The sequence below is a fragment of the Pseudomonas sp. 28 E 9 genome (genome assembly GCF_900004785.1).
Taxonomy (GTDB): Bacteria; Pseudomonadota; Gammaproteobacteria; order Pseudomonadales; family Pseudomonadaceae; genus Aquipseudomonas; species Aquipseudomonas orientalis_A.
This window is the reverse complement of record NZ_CVTK01000042.1, coordinates 182,658-196,701: the sequence shown is the minus strand read 5'-3', so window position 1 is coordinate 196,701 and position 14,044 is coordinate 182,658. Positions and strand designations below refer to the sequence as shown.

Genomic DNA, 14,044 nt, shown 5'->3' with positions numbered 1-14,044 from the left:
TCGATATCGGCGCCAAATCGGAGATCTATCAGATCATCCACAACCTCGCGGCCCAGGGTATTGCGGTGATCGTGGTGTCCAGCGACCTGATGGAGGTGATGGGCATTTCCGACCGCATCCTGGTGCTGTGCGAAGGCGCCATGCGCGGTGAACAACTGCGCGAAAACGCGACTGAATCCAACCTGCTGCAGCTGGCCTTGCCGCGCGGCCTGGCGAACTGAGAGACGACCATGACCCTTCAAAACAACGCGTTGCCCTCGGCACGCAAACCCCTCGATCTGCGCGCACTGCTCGACAATTGGGCCATGCTGCTGGCGGCGATAGGCATCTTTGTGCTGTGTGCCTTGTTGATCGATAACTTCCTCTCGCCGCTGAATATGCGCGGGCTGGGCCTGGCGATTTCCACGGTGGGCATTGCCGCGTGCACCATGCTGTTCTGCCTGGCCTCCGGGCATTTCGACTTGTCGGTGGGCTCGGTGATTGCCTGCGCCGGCGTGGTGGCGGCGATTGTGATGCGCGACACCGACAGCGTGATGCTGGGCATCGGCGCGGCGCTGTTGATGGGCTTGATGGTGGGCCTGATCAACGGCATCGTCATCGCCAAGCTGCGGGTCAACGCGTTGATCACCACCCTGGCGACCATGCAGATCGTGCGTGGCCTGGCCTATATCTTTGCCGACGGCAAAGCGGTGGGCGTGTCCCAGGATCAGTTCTTCGTGTTCGGCAACGGCCAGTTGTTCGGCGTGCCGGTGCCGATCCTGATCACCATCGTGTGCTTTCTGTTCTTCGGCTGGTTGCTCAATTACACCACCTACGGGCGCAACACCATGGCCATCGGCGGTAACCCGGAAGCGGCGTTGCTGGCCGGCGTGAACGTGGACCGCACCAAGATCCTGATCTTCGCCGTGCACGGTTTGATCGGCGCGTTGGCCGGGGTGATCCTGGCCTCGCGCATGACCTCCGGCCAACCCATGATCGGCCAGGGCTTCGAGCTGACGGTGATTTCGGCCTGTGTGCTGGGCGGGGTGTCATTGAGTGGCGGTATCGGCATGATTCGCCATGTGATTGCCGGGGTGTTGATTCTGGCGATCATCGAGAATGCGATGAACCTGAAGAACATCGACACGTTTTATCAGTATGTGATCCGTGGCTCGATCCTGCTGCTGGCCGTGGTCATCGACCGCATGAAGCAACGCTGAATCCAAGTCATCAGGAGATCAAATGTGGGAGGGGGCTTGCCCCCGATAGCGGTGAGTCAGTTGATGCATCTGTAGCTGACCCACCGCAATCGGGGGCAAGCCCCCTCCCACAGTTTTAATCGGCAGTGAATTTAAAAATGGTGTTCTGGGTGTAGGTTTGCCCTGGGTTCAAGCGAGTCGAGGCAAAACCAGGCTGGTTAGGCGCATCCGGAAAGTGCTGGGTCTCCAGGGTGAATCCGCTCCAATGCTGATAGGCCTTGCCGCCCTTGCCCTTCATCGAACCGTCCAGGAAGTTGCTGGTATAGAACTGCACCCCAGGCTCGCTGGTGTAGAGCTGCAAACGCCGACCCGACTCGGGATCATGCACCTCGGCCGCCAGCTGCTTGACGTCACCCTTGGTATCCAGCGCCCAGTTGAAGTCGAACCCGCCCTGTTTCGGTTCGGCAAACTTGAGCTGCGGGTGGTCGTCCTTGATGTGCTGGCCGATAGGCGTGGGCTTGAGGAAGTCCATCGGCGTGCCCTTGACCGGCGCCAGTTCGCCGGTGGGGATCAGGGTGGCATTCACCGGTGTGTAATGGCTGGCGTGCAGGGTGGCGACCTGCTTGAGGATGTCGCCATTGCCCGCGCCGGCCAGGTTGAAGTAGCTGTGGTTGGTGAGGTTGAGCACGGTCGGTTTGTCGGTGGTGGCGGTGTAATCGATGTGCAGTTCGTTCTTGTCGTTCAGGCGATAGGTGACTTCGGTTTTCAGGTTGCCGGGGAAGCCCATTTCACCGTCCCTGGACAGGTAGGTGAGGGTGACCCCGACCGAATCCTTGTCCTTGAGCGGCTTGGCTTGCCACACCTGCTTGTCGAAGCCCTGGGCGCCGCCATGCAGCGAGTTGGGGCCGTCGTTGAGCGGCACCTGGTAGCGTTTGCCGTCGAGTTCAAAGGCACCGCCGGCCAGGCGATTGCCGAAGCGGCCAATGGTCGCGCCGAAAAACGCGGTGCCGGCCTGGTAGCCCTGCACGTCGTCAAAACCCAGCACCACGTCGTCGACCTTGCCGTGTTTGTCCGGCACCTTCAGCGACTGCAGCACACCGCCGTAGGTAATTACCGTGGCTTGCATGCCATGGCTGTTGCGCAGCACGTATTGTTCGACGGCGGTGCCGTCGTTGGTTTTGCCGAAGGGTTTGTGTTCGCTGCTCAAGCCGGCGGCATGTGCGCCGCCGCTGGCGATCAGCATGGACAGCGCCAGGCCGGACAGCAGGTATCGAGGGTGCTTCATGGTCGAACTTCCTTTTGTTGTTTTAGGATTGAATAGTTCTACTAATGTGCGATATTTCGTCACTTGGACAGCGAATTTATAGCCTTTAACGCCGATTTCGTAAAATAAAATAAGACTAATTGATCGAGGCATCACGTTATGAGTACTGAGCACGCCCTGTATCCCGACCTCAAGGGCAAGACCGTAATGATCTCCGGCGGGGCCTCCGGCATCGGCGAATTCATGGTGCGGGCCTTCGCGGCCCAGGGCGCCAAGGTGGCCTTCGTGGACCGCGCACAAAGCCAGGGCGAACGCCTGGCGGCGCTGTTGAACTCCAAGGGGCATACCGTCGAGTTCGAATGCTGCGATATCACCGACGAGATTGGCTACCGTGCAGCGATCGGGCGTTTCGAGCACTCCCTAGGCCCGATCACGGTACTGGTCAACAACGCCGCGAACGATGTGCGCCATACCTTGGAGGAAATCGACTCGGAGATGTTCGACCGCCTGATTGCGGTCAACCTCAAGCACGCGTTCTTTGCCGCCAAGGCCGTGGCACCGATGATGAAACACGCCGGTGGCGGCTCGATCATCAACCTCGGCTCCGTCGGCTGGATGATGGCCTCCGCCGGCTACCCGGTGTACGCCGCCAGCAAGGCCGCCGCCCACGGCATGACCCGTGGCCTGGCTCGGGAGCTGGGGCCGCACCGCATCCGCGTCAACACACTCGTGCCAGGCTGGGTGATGACGGAAAAACAACTGGCCCTGTGGGTGGACGACGCCGCCCGCGAGCTGATCGCCCGCAGCCAGTGCCTGCCGGGCAGTGTGATGCCCGAGCATATCGCCAATATGGCGCTGTTTTTGGCTTCCGACGCCTCGGCGATGTGTTCGGCGCAGAACTTTATCGTGGATGGTGGTTGGGTGTAGGCCCACGCCGCGGTCCAAATGTGGGAGGGGGCTTGCCCCCGATGGCGGTGTACCAGTCACATATAAGCCGGCTGACACACCGCTATCGGGGGCAAGTCGAATCGTCGCACCGCCCCTCCCACATTTGAACAGTGGTGCTTATGAAGGCTGCGTGCTGCTTCAGGCCTTCATAGCGAACGCCTTGCAGCGCCGGGCGGCTGTCCGGTAATGCGCTTGAAGGCACGGCTGAACGCCGCCTGGGAGGTATAGCCGAGGCGCTGCGCCACGGTGTCGATGGGCATGCGCTCCAGGGTCAGCCATTGGCTGGCCAGGCGCATACGCAGTTCCGTGGCATAGCGCAGCGGCGGTACGCCGAGGGCGGCCTGGAAGCGATCGGCGAACACCGAGCGCGAGGTATGACACTGGGTGGCAAGCTGCGCCACGCTCCAGTCGTGGCCCGGTTGCTGATGCAGGGCGAGCAGGGCGGGGGCCAGGCGCGGGTCGCGTAACGCCGCGACCAGACCCGAGGCGTTGCCACAGGCGCACTCGACCCAACCCCGTACGATCATCGCCGCCACCACATCGGCGAGGCGCGCGAGGATACCGGCATAACCCACGCGCGCCGCGGACACTTCGCGTTCCATGACCGCCAGAATCGGCATCAGTCCCGGGTAACGCTGGCCTGCGGCATCGATCAGCATCAGGGCCGGCATCAGGTTGCCGAGCCCGTGGAGGCTGCCGAGCTCGAACTCCATGCATGCACTGAACAACAGCCTGTCGGGGACGGTATCGGGTGAGGCGTTCACGGCGCAGACGGTATCCCCCAGCGGTGCGCTGTCGAAATCACTGATGTCCTGCACAGCCGCATCCGGCGCGGATAACAGCGCGTGCGCGCCGCCGTGGGAGACGAACACCGCGTTGCCGGCCGACAGGGCGAAAAGGCTGCCGTCCTCGGCACGCAGCGTGGCGTGACCGGCCGCGAGGAAGTGAAAATAGGCATGGCCCGGCTTGGCATCAAAGGCCATGCCGAACGTAGGCCCGGCCTGGATGCGCCGGTACTGCACACCCCGCAGGCGCATGCCGCGCAGCAATTCATTGATCAGGTCGGAGGAAGCGGTGAAAGCGTCCACTGATGTCATATTCGGGGTTTCAGTCAAATAATCAAGGTTCTGCATCATAGATCATCCTGGCCGGCCTACCTAGACTGAGCGCCACGTTAATGACTGTAGGAAGACTTGTTATGACTGATTGTGCAGCCCATGCGCCTGCAGGCGTTGTGGCAGAGCCGGCCTGGCTGGCGGTATTTTCCCTGGCGATGGGGGTGTTCGGCTTGCTCACGGCTGAGTATTTGCCGGCCAGCCTGTTGACGCCGATGGCCCTGGACCTGGGCGTTACAGAGGCACTGGCCGGGCAAGCGGTCACGGTGACGGCGGTAGTGGCGCTGTTCGCCGGTTTGCTGGTGCCCGGCCTGACCCGTGGTATCGACCGGCGCATCGTGCTGCTGGGCTTTTCCACGCTGATGATTGCCTCCAACCTGCTGGTGGCGCTGTCCTCCAGCCTGACGGTGCTGTTGCTGATGCGCATCCTGCTGGGCATTGCCCTCGGCGGTTTCTGGAGCATGGCGGCGGCGGTGGCAATGCGCCTGGTGCCTGCGGCGTCCTTGCCCCGGGCGCTGTCGATCATTTTCAGCGGGATCGCATTGGGTACCGTGGTCGCCGTGCCGCTGGGCAGCTACCTGGGTGGCCTGTACGGCTGGCGCAGTGCATTTATCGCGGCGGCCGCCGTCGGCGTGGTGACCCTGGCCTTCCAGGCATTCACGCTGCCGCGCCTGGCGCCCAATGGCACCGCGCGCCTGCGCACCGTGCTGCACGTGTTGCTGCGCCCCGGCATCGCCATGGGCATGTTCGGCTGCGTCTTGGTGCACACCGCGCATTTCGCGCTGTTCACTTATATCCGGCCGTTCCTGGAAAGCACCACCGGCGTCGGCACCGAAGGGCTGGCGCTGATGCTGCTGGGTTTCGGCGTGGCGAACTTCGCCGGCACGCTGTTCGCCGGTTGGTTGCTGGTGCGCCACCCACGGGCAACGCTGGTGTTGATGCCGGTGCTGGTGGGCGTTGCGGCACTGGCGTTGGTCTGGCTGCCTGCGTCACTGCCGACCCAGGCGCTGCTCCTGGCGCTGTGGGGCATGGCGTTTGGCGGCGTGCCCGTGGCGTGGTCGAACTGGGTCGCGCGTGCGGTGCCGGATCAGGCCGAAAGTGCCGGAGGCATGGTGGTGGCGTCGGTGCAGTCGGCCATCGCTGCGGGCGCTGCCGGTGGCGGGTTGATGTTCAGCGTCAGCGGCATTGGCGGGGTGTTTGTCGGGGCGGGTGTGTTGATGCTGCTCGCGGCGTTGCTCATCGCACTGCGTGTGCAGGTACCAGGGCAGGACGGTGACCTGAGTGTGACGCACCACCCGTCTTTGGTTTAGTCTGAAACCCTTCGTTGATCGCAAGCGCTCCAGGAGCATTGAACATGGCTGACTACGTACCCCCCAAGGTCTGGACCTGGGACGCCGAGAGCGGCGGCACCTTCGCCAGCATCAACCGGCCCATCGCCGGCGCCACCCATGAGCAAGCGCTGCCGGTGGGCAAGCATCCCTTGCAACTGTATTCCCTGGCCACGCCCAACGGGCAGAAGGTCACCATCCTGCTCGAAGAGTTGCTGGCCCTCGGGCACACCGGCGCCGAATACGACGCATGGCTGATCAAGATCGGCGACGGCGACCAGTTCGGCAGCGGCTTCGTGGGGGTCAACCCGAATTCGAAGATTCCGGCGTTGATGGATCACAGCGGCGCGGCGCCGATTCGCGTGTTCGAGTCGGGCGCGATCCTGCAATACCTGGCCGAAAAATTCGCGGCGTTCTTCCCCGCCGAACCTGCGGCGCGTGCCGAGTGCCTGTCGTGGCTGTTCTGGCAGATGGGCAGCGCACCGTATCTGGGCGGCGGCTTCGGGCATTTCTATGCGTATGCGCCAAGCAAGATGGAGTACCCGATCAATCGCTTTGCCATGGAGGCCAAGCGGCAGCTGGATGTGCTGGACAAGCGCCTGGCGGTGAGCGAGTACATTGCCGGGGATGAGTACACCATTGCCGATATCGCTATCTGGCCCTGGTACGGCGGGTTGGTGAAAGGGCGCTTGTATGGGGCGGCGGAGTTTCTGTCGGTGCATGAGTACAAGCATGTGTTGCGCTGGGCCGATGCGATCGATGCGCGGCCGGCGGTGCAGCGTGGGCGGCGGGTGAATCGGGTGTCGGGCGACGGTCAGTTGGCTGAGCGCCATGATGCACGTGATCTGGACTGAGTGAAATCCAATGTGGGAGGGGGGCTCCCGATGGCGGCCTCTGGGCCGACCAGGATGTTGGATCAGACCGAGTACATATCCGTTTCTTCGGTCACGGCTGCTAATGGTTCCGCTTTTACAGCGGCTCACTTTTGAAAAGCGCAAAAGTAAGCAAAACGCTCTTGCCCCACCACTCGGCACCTCGCCTGGGCTCGGTGTGCCCGAACGCCGGCTTGAATCCGTGGGCCGCCGCAATGGGCCATCCATGGCCCAGTGCGGCTAACCCGGCGTCCTGCCGGGTTGCCCACGGATTCAAGCCTGCGTTCGGCCAGCGTGGTTTAACGGGGCGCTCAAGATCAAAAGCAAAAGCGCGGCGGCCTTAGAGCCGACCGGTATCGTGTGTCGATCCGCGGTCCAAATGTGGGAGGGGGCTTGCCCCCGATGCGGTGTGTCAGCCAGCGCTGTTGTCGCTGACCCACCGCTATCGGGGGCAAGCCCCCTCCCACATTTGGATCTCCAGTGTTTTGGGGATTTTATACGCTCCAGATTTACGTGGCTGGGCAGGCCTCATCCAGCACCTTGTCCACCATTAGCTGCACGCCTTCAAGCATCCGGCAGATGCCCAGCGCTACATTGCGATGGGGTCCGCTGATTTCGAAAGCGAGGTGGGTGGCGATATATCTGAGTGGGCGCGATCCTGTGGGAGGGGGCTTGCCCCCGATGCGGTGTGTCAGCCAGCGCTGTTGTCGCTGATACACCGCTATCGGGGGCAAGCCCCCTCCCACATTTGGATCTTCAGTGTTTTGGAGGATTTTATACGCTCCAGATTTACGTGGCTGGGCAGGCCTCATCCAGCACCTTGTCCACCATTAGTTGCACGCCTTCAAGCATCCGGCAGATGCCCAGCGCTACATTGCGATGGGGTCCGCTGATTTCGAAAGCGAGGTGGGTGGCGATGTCGGTGATGGATGCCAGGTCCTGGGAGGCGTTGACCAGCAAGGTTTCCGTGCCCAGGTTGGGGCGTACGGTAAAGAGTTGTTCTGGAGGATTGGGGGTGTCTTTGATCATGGTGAAACTCCTTTAAGAATGGAGCTGCCACGATTCGCGGTCAATCGAAGAGGGTGGCAGCAATACGCGGGTTGACCGACCGGTCAAAAGGAGCAAAACCGGCATACCCGAAGGTATCCCGCGTACAGCTGCCGCGACACGATACATCAGACGTAAAAAAACGCCCAGATTGGTGTTGGCGCAGTTGCTCTTTTGAAATCGGACGGTCAAATCCGGTCGCTGAATTGGCAGCGACGGCGAGGAGGTTAGCCAGCGAAGTTCCGAGGGACAACCTGAAACGGTTGTGGGATATATCTGAGTGGGCGCGATCCTGTGGAGGGGGCTTGCCCCCGATGCGGTGTGTCAGCCAGCGCTGTTGTCGCTGATACACCGCTATCGGGGGCTAGCCCCCTCCCACATTTGGATCTTCAGTGTTTTGGGGGATTGATCGTTTTACTTGGGATAGAGCGGCGGCAGGCTGGTGGTGTCCAGGGCCGGGTCTTGTTCGCGCTCTGCCACGGGGATGGCCTTGATCGCGCGCCACAGGTCTTCGCCCAGCCAATACTGGCCGCTCTCGCTGTACAGCGCGCCATTGAGCCCGTCCAGGGCATCCGACAGCGGCACGAAGCGCGCCGCCATGTCGGCCAGGGTTTCCGGTTGTTGGCGCGCCCAGGCGTCGAGGGCCTGGCGGGTGGCCTGGGGGTCGTTGGCCTGGGTGGCGCGCTTGAGGTCCTCGAGCAGGGTGCGCGGGCTGGGGCCGGTTTGCGCGGCGCGTTGCACGGCGGGCTGGCGGCGGGCGCGCCACCACAGGCCGAAGCCCAGCAAGGTGGTGCAGGCCAGCAGCACGGTGCTCAGTTGCCACAGCCACAGGCGCTCGTCGTCCGGCGCGGTGATGACGGTCGGCATGGCGGGGGTGTCCACCACCAGGCTCGGGTTGATCGCCACTTGCAGGGTGCGGGCCGGCAGGGTGGTGCGTTCAAGGTGGTCTTCGTGGGTGTTCCACCACACCACTTCCACGGCGGGCAGTTCCAGCGCTCCGGCACGGGTGGGCACCAGGGCTTCGCGGTCTTCACGGCTGCCGACCAGGCCGCGGTCGCGGGTCTCGTTGCCCAATACCGGTTGATCCGGGTAGCGCCGCAGGCCGTTGACTTCGGTGCTGGGCAGCGCCGGCAGTTGCGCGCTGGACAGGCCTTCGACCTTGACCGTGAGGCTGCGCGTCAGCGAGTCACCGACCTGCACATGCTCCGGCGCGGGGTTCCAGGCTTCGTTCAGGCTCAGGCTGCGCGCCGGCAACCACGGCGCGTCGGCGGGGTAGAACTCGGGCTTGGGCTTGACCGTCAGCGCCAGGGGGGCCGAGCTTGCGTGGATCAGCTTGCCCGGCTTGGTGCCCTGCAGGGTGTTCTCCTGCGGCGGGCGTGACTCCACCAACGTGGCGCTGAATGTCTGCGCCGCAATTGCCAACGGCCCGCTGCGCTGGGGGTAGATCGCGTAGCGGGTTTCGATCACGCCATGGCGAATGCTGTTGATGACTTTTTCATAGGTGCGCGACTCGCCCAGTTGCTCCACGCGTGCATCGGGAATTTGCAGGGGCGTCAGGCTGCTGTCGTCATACAGCGACACCGAGTGATACACGCGCACGGTCAACAGGGCCTGGGCCTGCACATAGACGCTGGTCTGGTCGAGGCTGGCTTCGACAAACACCGGCGCCAGTTCGGCGCTGGTGTTCTGGCTGGCGGTTTCCACCACCTGCAGGGTAATCGGCTGGGTCTTGAGCTCGCCCACCTGCAGAGGCGGGATCACCACCGTGCCGTTTTCCCGGGGCAACAGGGTGATGATCCAGCGCGTGGTCGCGTGGTTATCGCCGCCCAGGGTAGTGAGTTGGTTGATCTGGCGCGTGCCGCTGACTTCGAACTGTGCATCCAGGGGCGACAGGTCGGGTTTGCCGAACTGGGTCACGTCGCTGGACTCCACCGTCAGTTCCACCGTTTCCCCGGAATTGAGGCGGCTGCGGTCCACGCTGGCGACCAGGTTCGCCGCCTGGGCGTGGCCTGCCGACAAGGCGAGCAGGAGCAGAAGGGTGGTGCGGCGGCTCATCGAGTCTTGTCCTGATGCTGTTGCTGTTCGTACCAGAATTTGCGCCGCAGCAGCTCGCCGGGGTTGTCCGGGATCTGCTGCAGCCATTGCTCCAGCGCCTGGCGGTGTTCGCCGTCAAGGCTGGCATCGGTTGGGCGCAGCGGCGGCGTGGTGGTGTGCTCATCGCCCAGTTCGCTGCCGGGCACTTCGTTGCTGCCGGTGGGCGGCGCGGTAGCCGTGTCGGTAGCGCCGTTGCCGGTCTGGCCCTGGCCCTGAGCGGATTGCTCGCCACCCTCGGCCTTTTGCCCGTCGGCGCCCGGTTGCGCAGTTTGGCCGGGTTGGGTGGTTTCGTCATCCTGGTTTTTTTCCGCTTCGTCGGGCTCGGGCTGCGCGTGTTGCTGCAGCAGGCTTTCCACCAGCGCCTTGTTTTTCAAGGCCGGTTGCAGATCGGGCTGGGCTTCCAGCGCCTGTTCGTAGGCGTCGACTGCAGCTTCCAGCGCACCGGACCGGGCCAGGGCGTTACCCCGATTGTAGTGGGCGTAGGCGGTGTCAGCTTCGGCAAAACGCTTGATGGCCTCGGCGTAGTTGCCCGCTTCGTACAGGGCCACGCCTTGCCATTGCCGGTCCTGGAAGCGTTCGGCGGCCTCGGCGGGGCGTTTTTTCTTCAGCAGGTACTGGCCCTGCTGGTCGGGGCGCAGCCACAGGTCCTGGAATTCGAAGGCGTAGCTGGGCTGCGGTGCGGCCATCAAGAGCAGCGGCAGGCAAAACAGCCAGCCGCGCCGTCCGGCGCAGGCGGCCAACAGCAGCAGCGGCAGGAGCAGCCAGTAACCTTGGTCGGCCCAGGTGTCCAGGCGCAGTCGCTGACCGTCGTCGCGCAGGGTTTGGGGCGGATCGAGTACGCCCAGTTGCCGCAGGTCTTTGTCGTCCAGGCGCGCCGCTCGGTAGCGGCCGCCCATTTCGCTGGCGAACGCCTTGAGGGTCGGGCTGTCCAGGCGCGGGATCAGAATCGCACCCTGTTCGTCCTTGAGGAATTCGCCGCTTTCCTGGGTGACCGGCGTGCCTTCACGGCTGCCGATGCCGAGGATCGTCAGGCTTGGCGTCTGGTTACCTTGCAGCAGCAGACGAATGCCCTGGCGTTCCTGCTTGGACAACGACGAGCCGATCAGCAGCAGGCGCCCCTGGCCGAGGCCGCCGTGCTTGAGCAGCGCCAGGGCCTTGTCCACCGCGAGGTCGGCGCGGTGGCCGGGCTCGGGCATGATCGAGGGGCGCAGCGCTTCAAGCAGGTTACGGCTGGTGGCCAGGTCATCGGACAGCGGCACCAGGGTGTGGGCGCTGCCGGCATACACGACGATGGCGGTTTGTGCATCCGTGCGCGCCTGCAACAGGTCGTACAGCTTGCGCCGCGCCTGCTCGAGGCGATTGGGCGGGCTGTCGGTGGCGAGCATTTCGGGGGTGAGTTCCAGCAGTACCACCAGCGGGTCGGAAGGCTTTTGGCTCTGTTGTTCAACCCGCTGCCAACTGGGGCCCAGCAGCGCCAGCACGGCCAGCAGCCAGGCGATGCCCAGCACGACCCAGGGGGATTTGCTTTCGCGACCGTTGCCGCCGCTGAGCAGTACGGCGTGGAAGGCCGGCGGCAGGATGATCTGCCAGCGTCCGGCGCGCTTTTGCCGGTGCCACAGTTGCCACAGCAACCAGCCGAGCAGCGGCAGCAGCAACAGCCACCAGGGACGCAGCCAGTGCGGCCACAAGGCGATCATCGACGTCTCCGCAGGCGCAGGCGCTTGAGGCGCTGTCGCCATTCAGGGCTTTGTGGCAGGAACAGGCCCCTGCTCGACAGTTTGTCGTACAGCCGCTGTAAGGCGTTGTTCGGCCAGCGCTCCTGCACCACCAGCAACAGGCTCAGCAGCAGCGCCAGGGCCAAAGGGCCGCTGTACAGCGCGTGAGCGGGGCGGGCGCGGGTGGGTTGCTGTTCGACGGGCTCCAGGGTGTCGAGGGTGGCCTTGATCTGTTCCAGCTCCTTGCCATCACGGGCGCGAAAATACTGGCCGCCGGTGGCCTCGGCGATGGCCTTGAGCGCCGGTTCGTCGAGGTCCAGGCTCGGGTTTACGCCCAGAATGCCCAGGGAACCGGTTTGCTCGGGGTCGGCGCCGATGCCGATCGGATAGATTTTCACGCCTTCTTCAGCGGCCAGGCGCGCGGCGGTGAGCGGGTCGATTTGCCCGGCGTTATTGGCGCCGTCGGTCACCAGGATCAGCACGCGGCTTTGCGCCGGGCGCTGACGCAAGCGTTTCAAGGCCAGGCCGATGGCGTCGCCGATCGCAGTGTTCTTGCCGGCAATGCCGATGCGCGCTTCGTCCAGCCAGGTGCGCACGGTGCGCCGGTCGAAGGTCAGCGGCGCTTGCAGGTAGGCCTGGCTGCCGAACAGGATCAGGCCTACGCGGTCGCCCTCACGCTCTTCAAGAAAGTCACCGAGCAGGTGCTTGACCAGGGCCAGGCGGCTGACGTCCTCGTCCTGCCAGTGCATGTCGGGAAAGTCCATGGAACCGGAGACATCCACGGCCACCAGCAGGTCGCGGCCACTGGCGGCAATCGGCAGCGGCTCGCCAAGCCATTCCGGGCGTGCGGCGGCGGTCAACAGCAGCAGCCACAGCACCACGTACGGTGCCTGCTGGCGCCAGCCCGGCAGATTGATCCGGGCGCGGCGCCGGGCCAGGCTTTGGAGGTCGGTGAGGTAGCTGACCTTCAAGGCCGGTTCGCCGCTGTCGGCCACCGGCAGGATAAGGCGCATCAGCCACGGCAACGGCAACAGGGTGAAAATCCACGGCCAGGCGAACTCAAACATGTTTGCGAATCCAGGTGTCGACGGCTTGCGTCAGGCCGGCGATGGCCTTGTCGTCGAGTTTGCATTCGGGCTTGTAGGCGCCTTCGACCAGCACCATCCAGCGCGTGAGGCCGGCGGCGGGGCAGCGGTTATCCAGGAACGCCAGCCATTTGCGGCCGTTGAGGGTGTGGCTTTGGCTGTAGGGGTAGTCGTTGCGGCACAGGCGCTTGAGCAGGCCATTGAGTTGTTGCAGCCAGGCACCGGCGGGCGCGCCGTCATAGGGCTTGGGCATCAGCGCCAGCTCCGCCAGGGCCGCGATGCGCAGCGGGTCCAGGGGTTGTTCGGCGCGCGCGATAGGCTGGCGGGCGGGCAGCCAGCGCCGCAGCCGCCAGGCGCCCCAGCCGAGCAACGGGATCACCAGCAACAGCAGCCACCAGCCCGGCGCGGGCGGCCAGAAGCCGATGGCCGGCGGGGCGATCAGCGGTTGCAGTTGGTCGAGGCTGCTCATTGTTTTTTGACCGGGCGTTGCGGGTTGAGGTATTCGCGCAGTTGCTCGACCATTTCACTCTGGGTGCTCAATGGCATCAATAGCACCCGTAGCTTCTGCGCGAGCAATTCCCAGCGGGCGATGCGCGCTTCGGCCTGGGCCTTGTAGGCCTGGCGCAAATCGAAATTGAGCGTGTCCAGTTCCAGTTGCGCGCCTCGTTGCGCAAAGCGCAGCAAGCCGGCGGCGGGCAGGGCGTGGTCCAGCGGGTCGGAGATGGGCAACAGCAGCAGGTCGCAGTGGCGCGACAGCAGGCTCAACTGTTGCTCGGCGCCTTCGGTGAGCGCTCGTTCATCACAGATCACAATGCCCAGGCTGCCCGGGCGCAGCACTTCGCGGCCACGGCGCAGGGCCATGCCCAGCGCGTCGGCTTCAGGAAGGCTCTCGGTGGTGAGGCTCTGGTTGACCCGCACCAGGCGGTTGAGCAGTTGCAGCAGGCTTTGCTTGCTGCGCCGGGGTTTGATTTCGTAATGCTCGCTGTCGCCGAACACCAGGCCGCCCACGCGGTCGTTATGCCCCAGCGCCGCCCAGCCGATCAGGCTGGCGGCTTGTGCGGCGAGTACCGACTTGAACATCTGCCCCGAGCCGAAAAACAGCCGGCAGCTTTGCTCGACCATGATGAAAATCGGCCGTTCGCGCTCTTCGTGGAACAGCTTGGTGTGGGGCTCCTGGGTACGCGCCGTCACGCGCCAGTCGATGGTGCGCACGTCGTCCCCGGCCTGATACACGCGCACCTGGTCGAAATCCACACCGCGCCCGCGCAGCTTGGAGTGATGCAGGCCGATCAACGGGCTGCGCTGGCCGGGGGTGGAAAACAATTGCACTTCCCGCACGCGATGGCGCATCTCGATCAATTCACTGAGCGTGACGTGGATACCCGCGCTCGCGTTCAT

General features: G+C 64.2%; 13 protein-coding genes and 1 pseudogene. 5 read left to right on the top strand and 9 right to left on the bottom strand.

Annotated features, from left to right (window positions below):
• Together araG and araH are read left to right on the top strand one after the other, a co-directional pair.
• A pseudogene (gene araG, locus BFQ00_RS11295) lies at positions 1 to 221 on the top strand (L-arabinose ABC transporter ATP-binding protein AraG); the annotation flags it as partial.
• Between the two features lie 9 nt (positions 222 to 230).
• Entirely contained in the window at positions 231 to 1,199 is a 969-nt protein-coding gene (gene araH / locus BFQ00_RS11290) for an L-arabinose ABC transporter permease AraH (protein WP_065887779.1), read from the top strand.
• A gap of 115 nt (positions 1,200 to 1,314) precedes the next feature.
• Here araH and BFQ00_RS11285 read toward each other — a convergent pair whose 3' ends face one another.
• A complete protein-coding gene (locus BFQ00_RS11285) occupies positions 1,315 to 2,463 on the bottom strand; it encodes an aldose epimerase family protein (RefSeq protein ID WP_065887780.1) in 1,149 nt (382 codons plus the stop codon).
• Positions 2,464 to 2,601: 138 nt separating this feature from the next.
• Here BFQ00_RS11285 and BFQ00_RS11280 point away from each other — a divergent pair, with 138 nt between their 5' ends.
• The gene (locus tag BFQ00_RS11280; protein ID WP_065892961.1) at positions 2,602 to 3,369 is read left to right on the top strand and encodes an SDR family NAD(P)-dependent oxidoreductase; all 768 of its coding nucleotides are present in this window, start codon (positions 2,602 to 2,604) and stop codon (positions 3,367 to 3,369) included.
• A gap of 167 nt (positions 3,370 to 3,536) precedes the next feature.
• On the opposite strand, the gene BFQ00_RS11275 is transcribed toward BFQ00_RS11280, so the two are convergent.
• Positions 3,537 to 4,523 carry an AraC family transcriptional regulator gene (locus BFQ00_RS11275; RefSeq protein ID WP_065933569.1) on the bottom strand — a complete coding sequence of 329 codons (987 nt, stop codon included), beginning with the start codon at positions 4,521 to 4,523 and terminating at the stop codon, positions 3,537 to 3,539.
• A 65-nt stretch (positions 4,524 to 4,588) separates the two neighbouring features.
• Here BFQ00_RS11275 and BFQ00_RS11270 point away from each other — a divergent pair, with 65 nt between their 5' ends.
• Positions 4,589 to 5,815, top strand: coding sequence for an MFS transporter (locus BFQ00_RS11270; RefSeq protein ID WP_065933565.1), 1,227 nt, complete (start codon positions 4,589 to 4,591; stop codon positions 5,813 to 5,815).
• 44 nt (positions 5,816 to 5,859) lie between these two features.
• Positions 5,860 to 6,687 (top strand): glutathione-dependent disulfide-bond oxidoreductase, encoded by an 828-nt coding sequence (gene yghU / locus BFQ00_RS11265; protein WP_065933564.1) that lies wholly within the window; start codon positions 5,860 to 5,862, stop codon positions 6,685 to 6,687.
• A 527-nt stretch (positions 6,688 to 7,214) separates the two neighbouring features.
• Here the strand turns inward: yghU and BFQ00_RS30440 are convergent.
• From BFQ00_RS30440 to BFQ00_RS11235, 7 genes are all read right to left on the bottom strand, one after another.
• Positions 7,215 to 7,517, bottom strand: a complete 303-nt coding sequence (locus BFQ00_RS30440; RefSeq protein ID WP_371914193.1) for a DUF6124 family protein — start codon at positions 7,515 to 7,517, stop codon at positions 7,215 to 7,217.
• Positions 7,495 to 7,734 (bottom strand): DUF6124 family protein, encoded by a 240-nt coding sequence (locus BFQ00_RS11260; RefSeq protein ID WP_065933563.1) that lies wholly within the window; start codon positions 7,732 to 7,734, stop codon positions 7,495 to 7,497. Before BFQ00_RS11260 ends, BFQ00_RS30440 begins: the two co-directional genes overlap by 23 nt.
• 432 nt (positions 7,735 to 8,166) lie before the next feature.
• Positions 8,167 to 9,807 (bottom strand): BatD family protein, encoded by a 1,641-nt coding sequence (locus tag BFQ00_RS11255; RefSeq protein WP_065887785.1) that lies wholly within the window; start codon positions 9,805 to 9,807, stop codon positions 8,167 to 8,169.
• Complete coding sequence (locus tag BFQ00_RS11250) at positions 9,804 to 11,543, bottom strand: tetratricopeptide repeat protein (RefSeq protein ID WP_065933562.1); 1,740 nt, start codon at positions 11,541 to 11,543, stop codon at positions 9,804 to 9,806. The genes BFQ00_RS11255 and BFQ00_RS11250 overlap by 4 nt, the downstream gene beginning before the upstream one ends.
• Positions 11,540 to 12,628 carry a vWA domain-containing protein gene (locus BFQ00_RS11245; RefSeq protein WP_065933561.1) on the bottom strand — a complete coding sequence of 363 codons (1,089 nt, stop codon included), beginning with the start codon at positions 12,626 to 12,628 and terminating at the stop codon, positions 11,540 to 11,542. The genes BFQ00_RS11250 and BFQ00_RS11245 overlap by 4 nt, the downstream gene beginning before the upstream one ends.
• On the bottom strand, positions 12,621 to 13,115 hold the full coding sequence (locus tag BFQ00_RS11240; RefSeq protein ID WP_065891781.1) for a DUF4381 domain-containing protein: 495 nt from the start codon (positions 13,113 to 13,115) through the stop codon (positions 12,621 to 12,623). Before BFQ00_RS11240 ends, BFQ00_RS11245 begins: the two co-directional genes overlap by 8 nt.
• On the bottom strand, positions 13,112 to 14,044 hold the full coding sequence (locus BFQ00_RS11235; RefSeq protein WP_065887789.1) for a DUF58 domain-containing protein: 933 nt from the start codon (positions 14,042 to 14,044) through the stop codon (positions 13,112 to 13,114). The genes BFQ00_RS11240 and BFQ00_RS11235 overlap by 4 nt, the downstream gene beginning before the upstream one ends.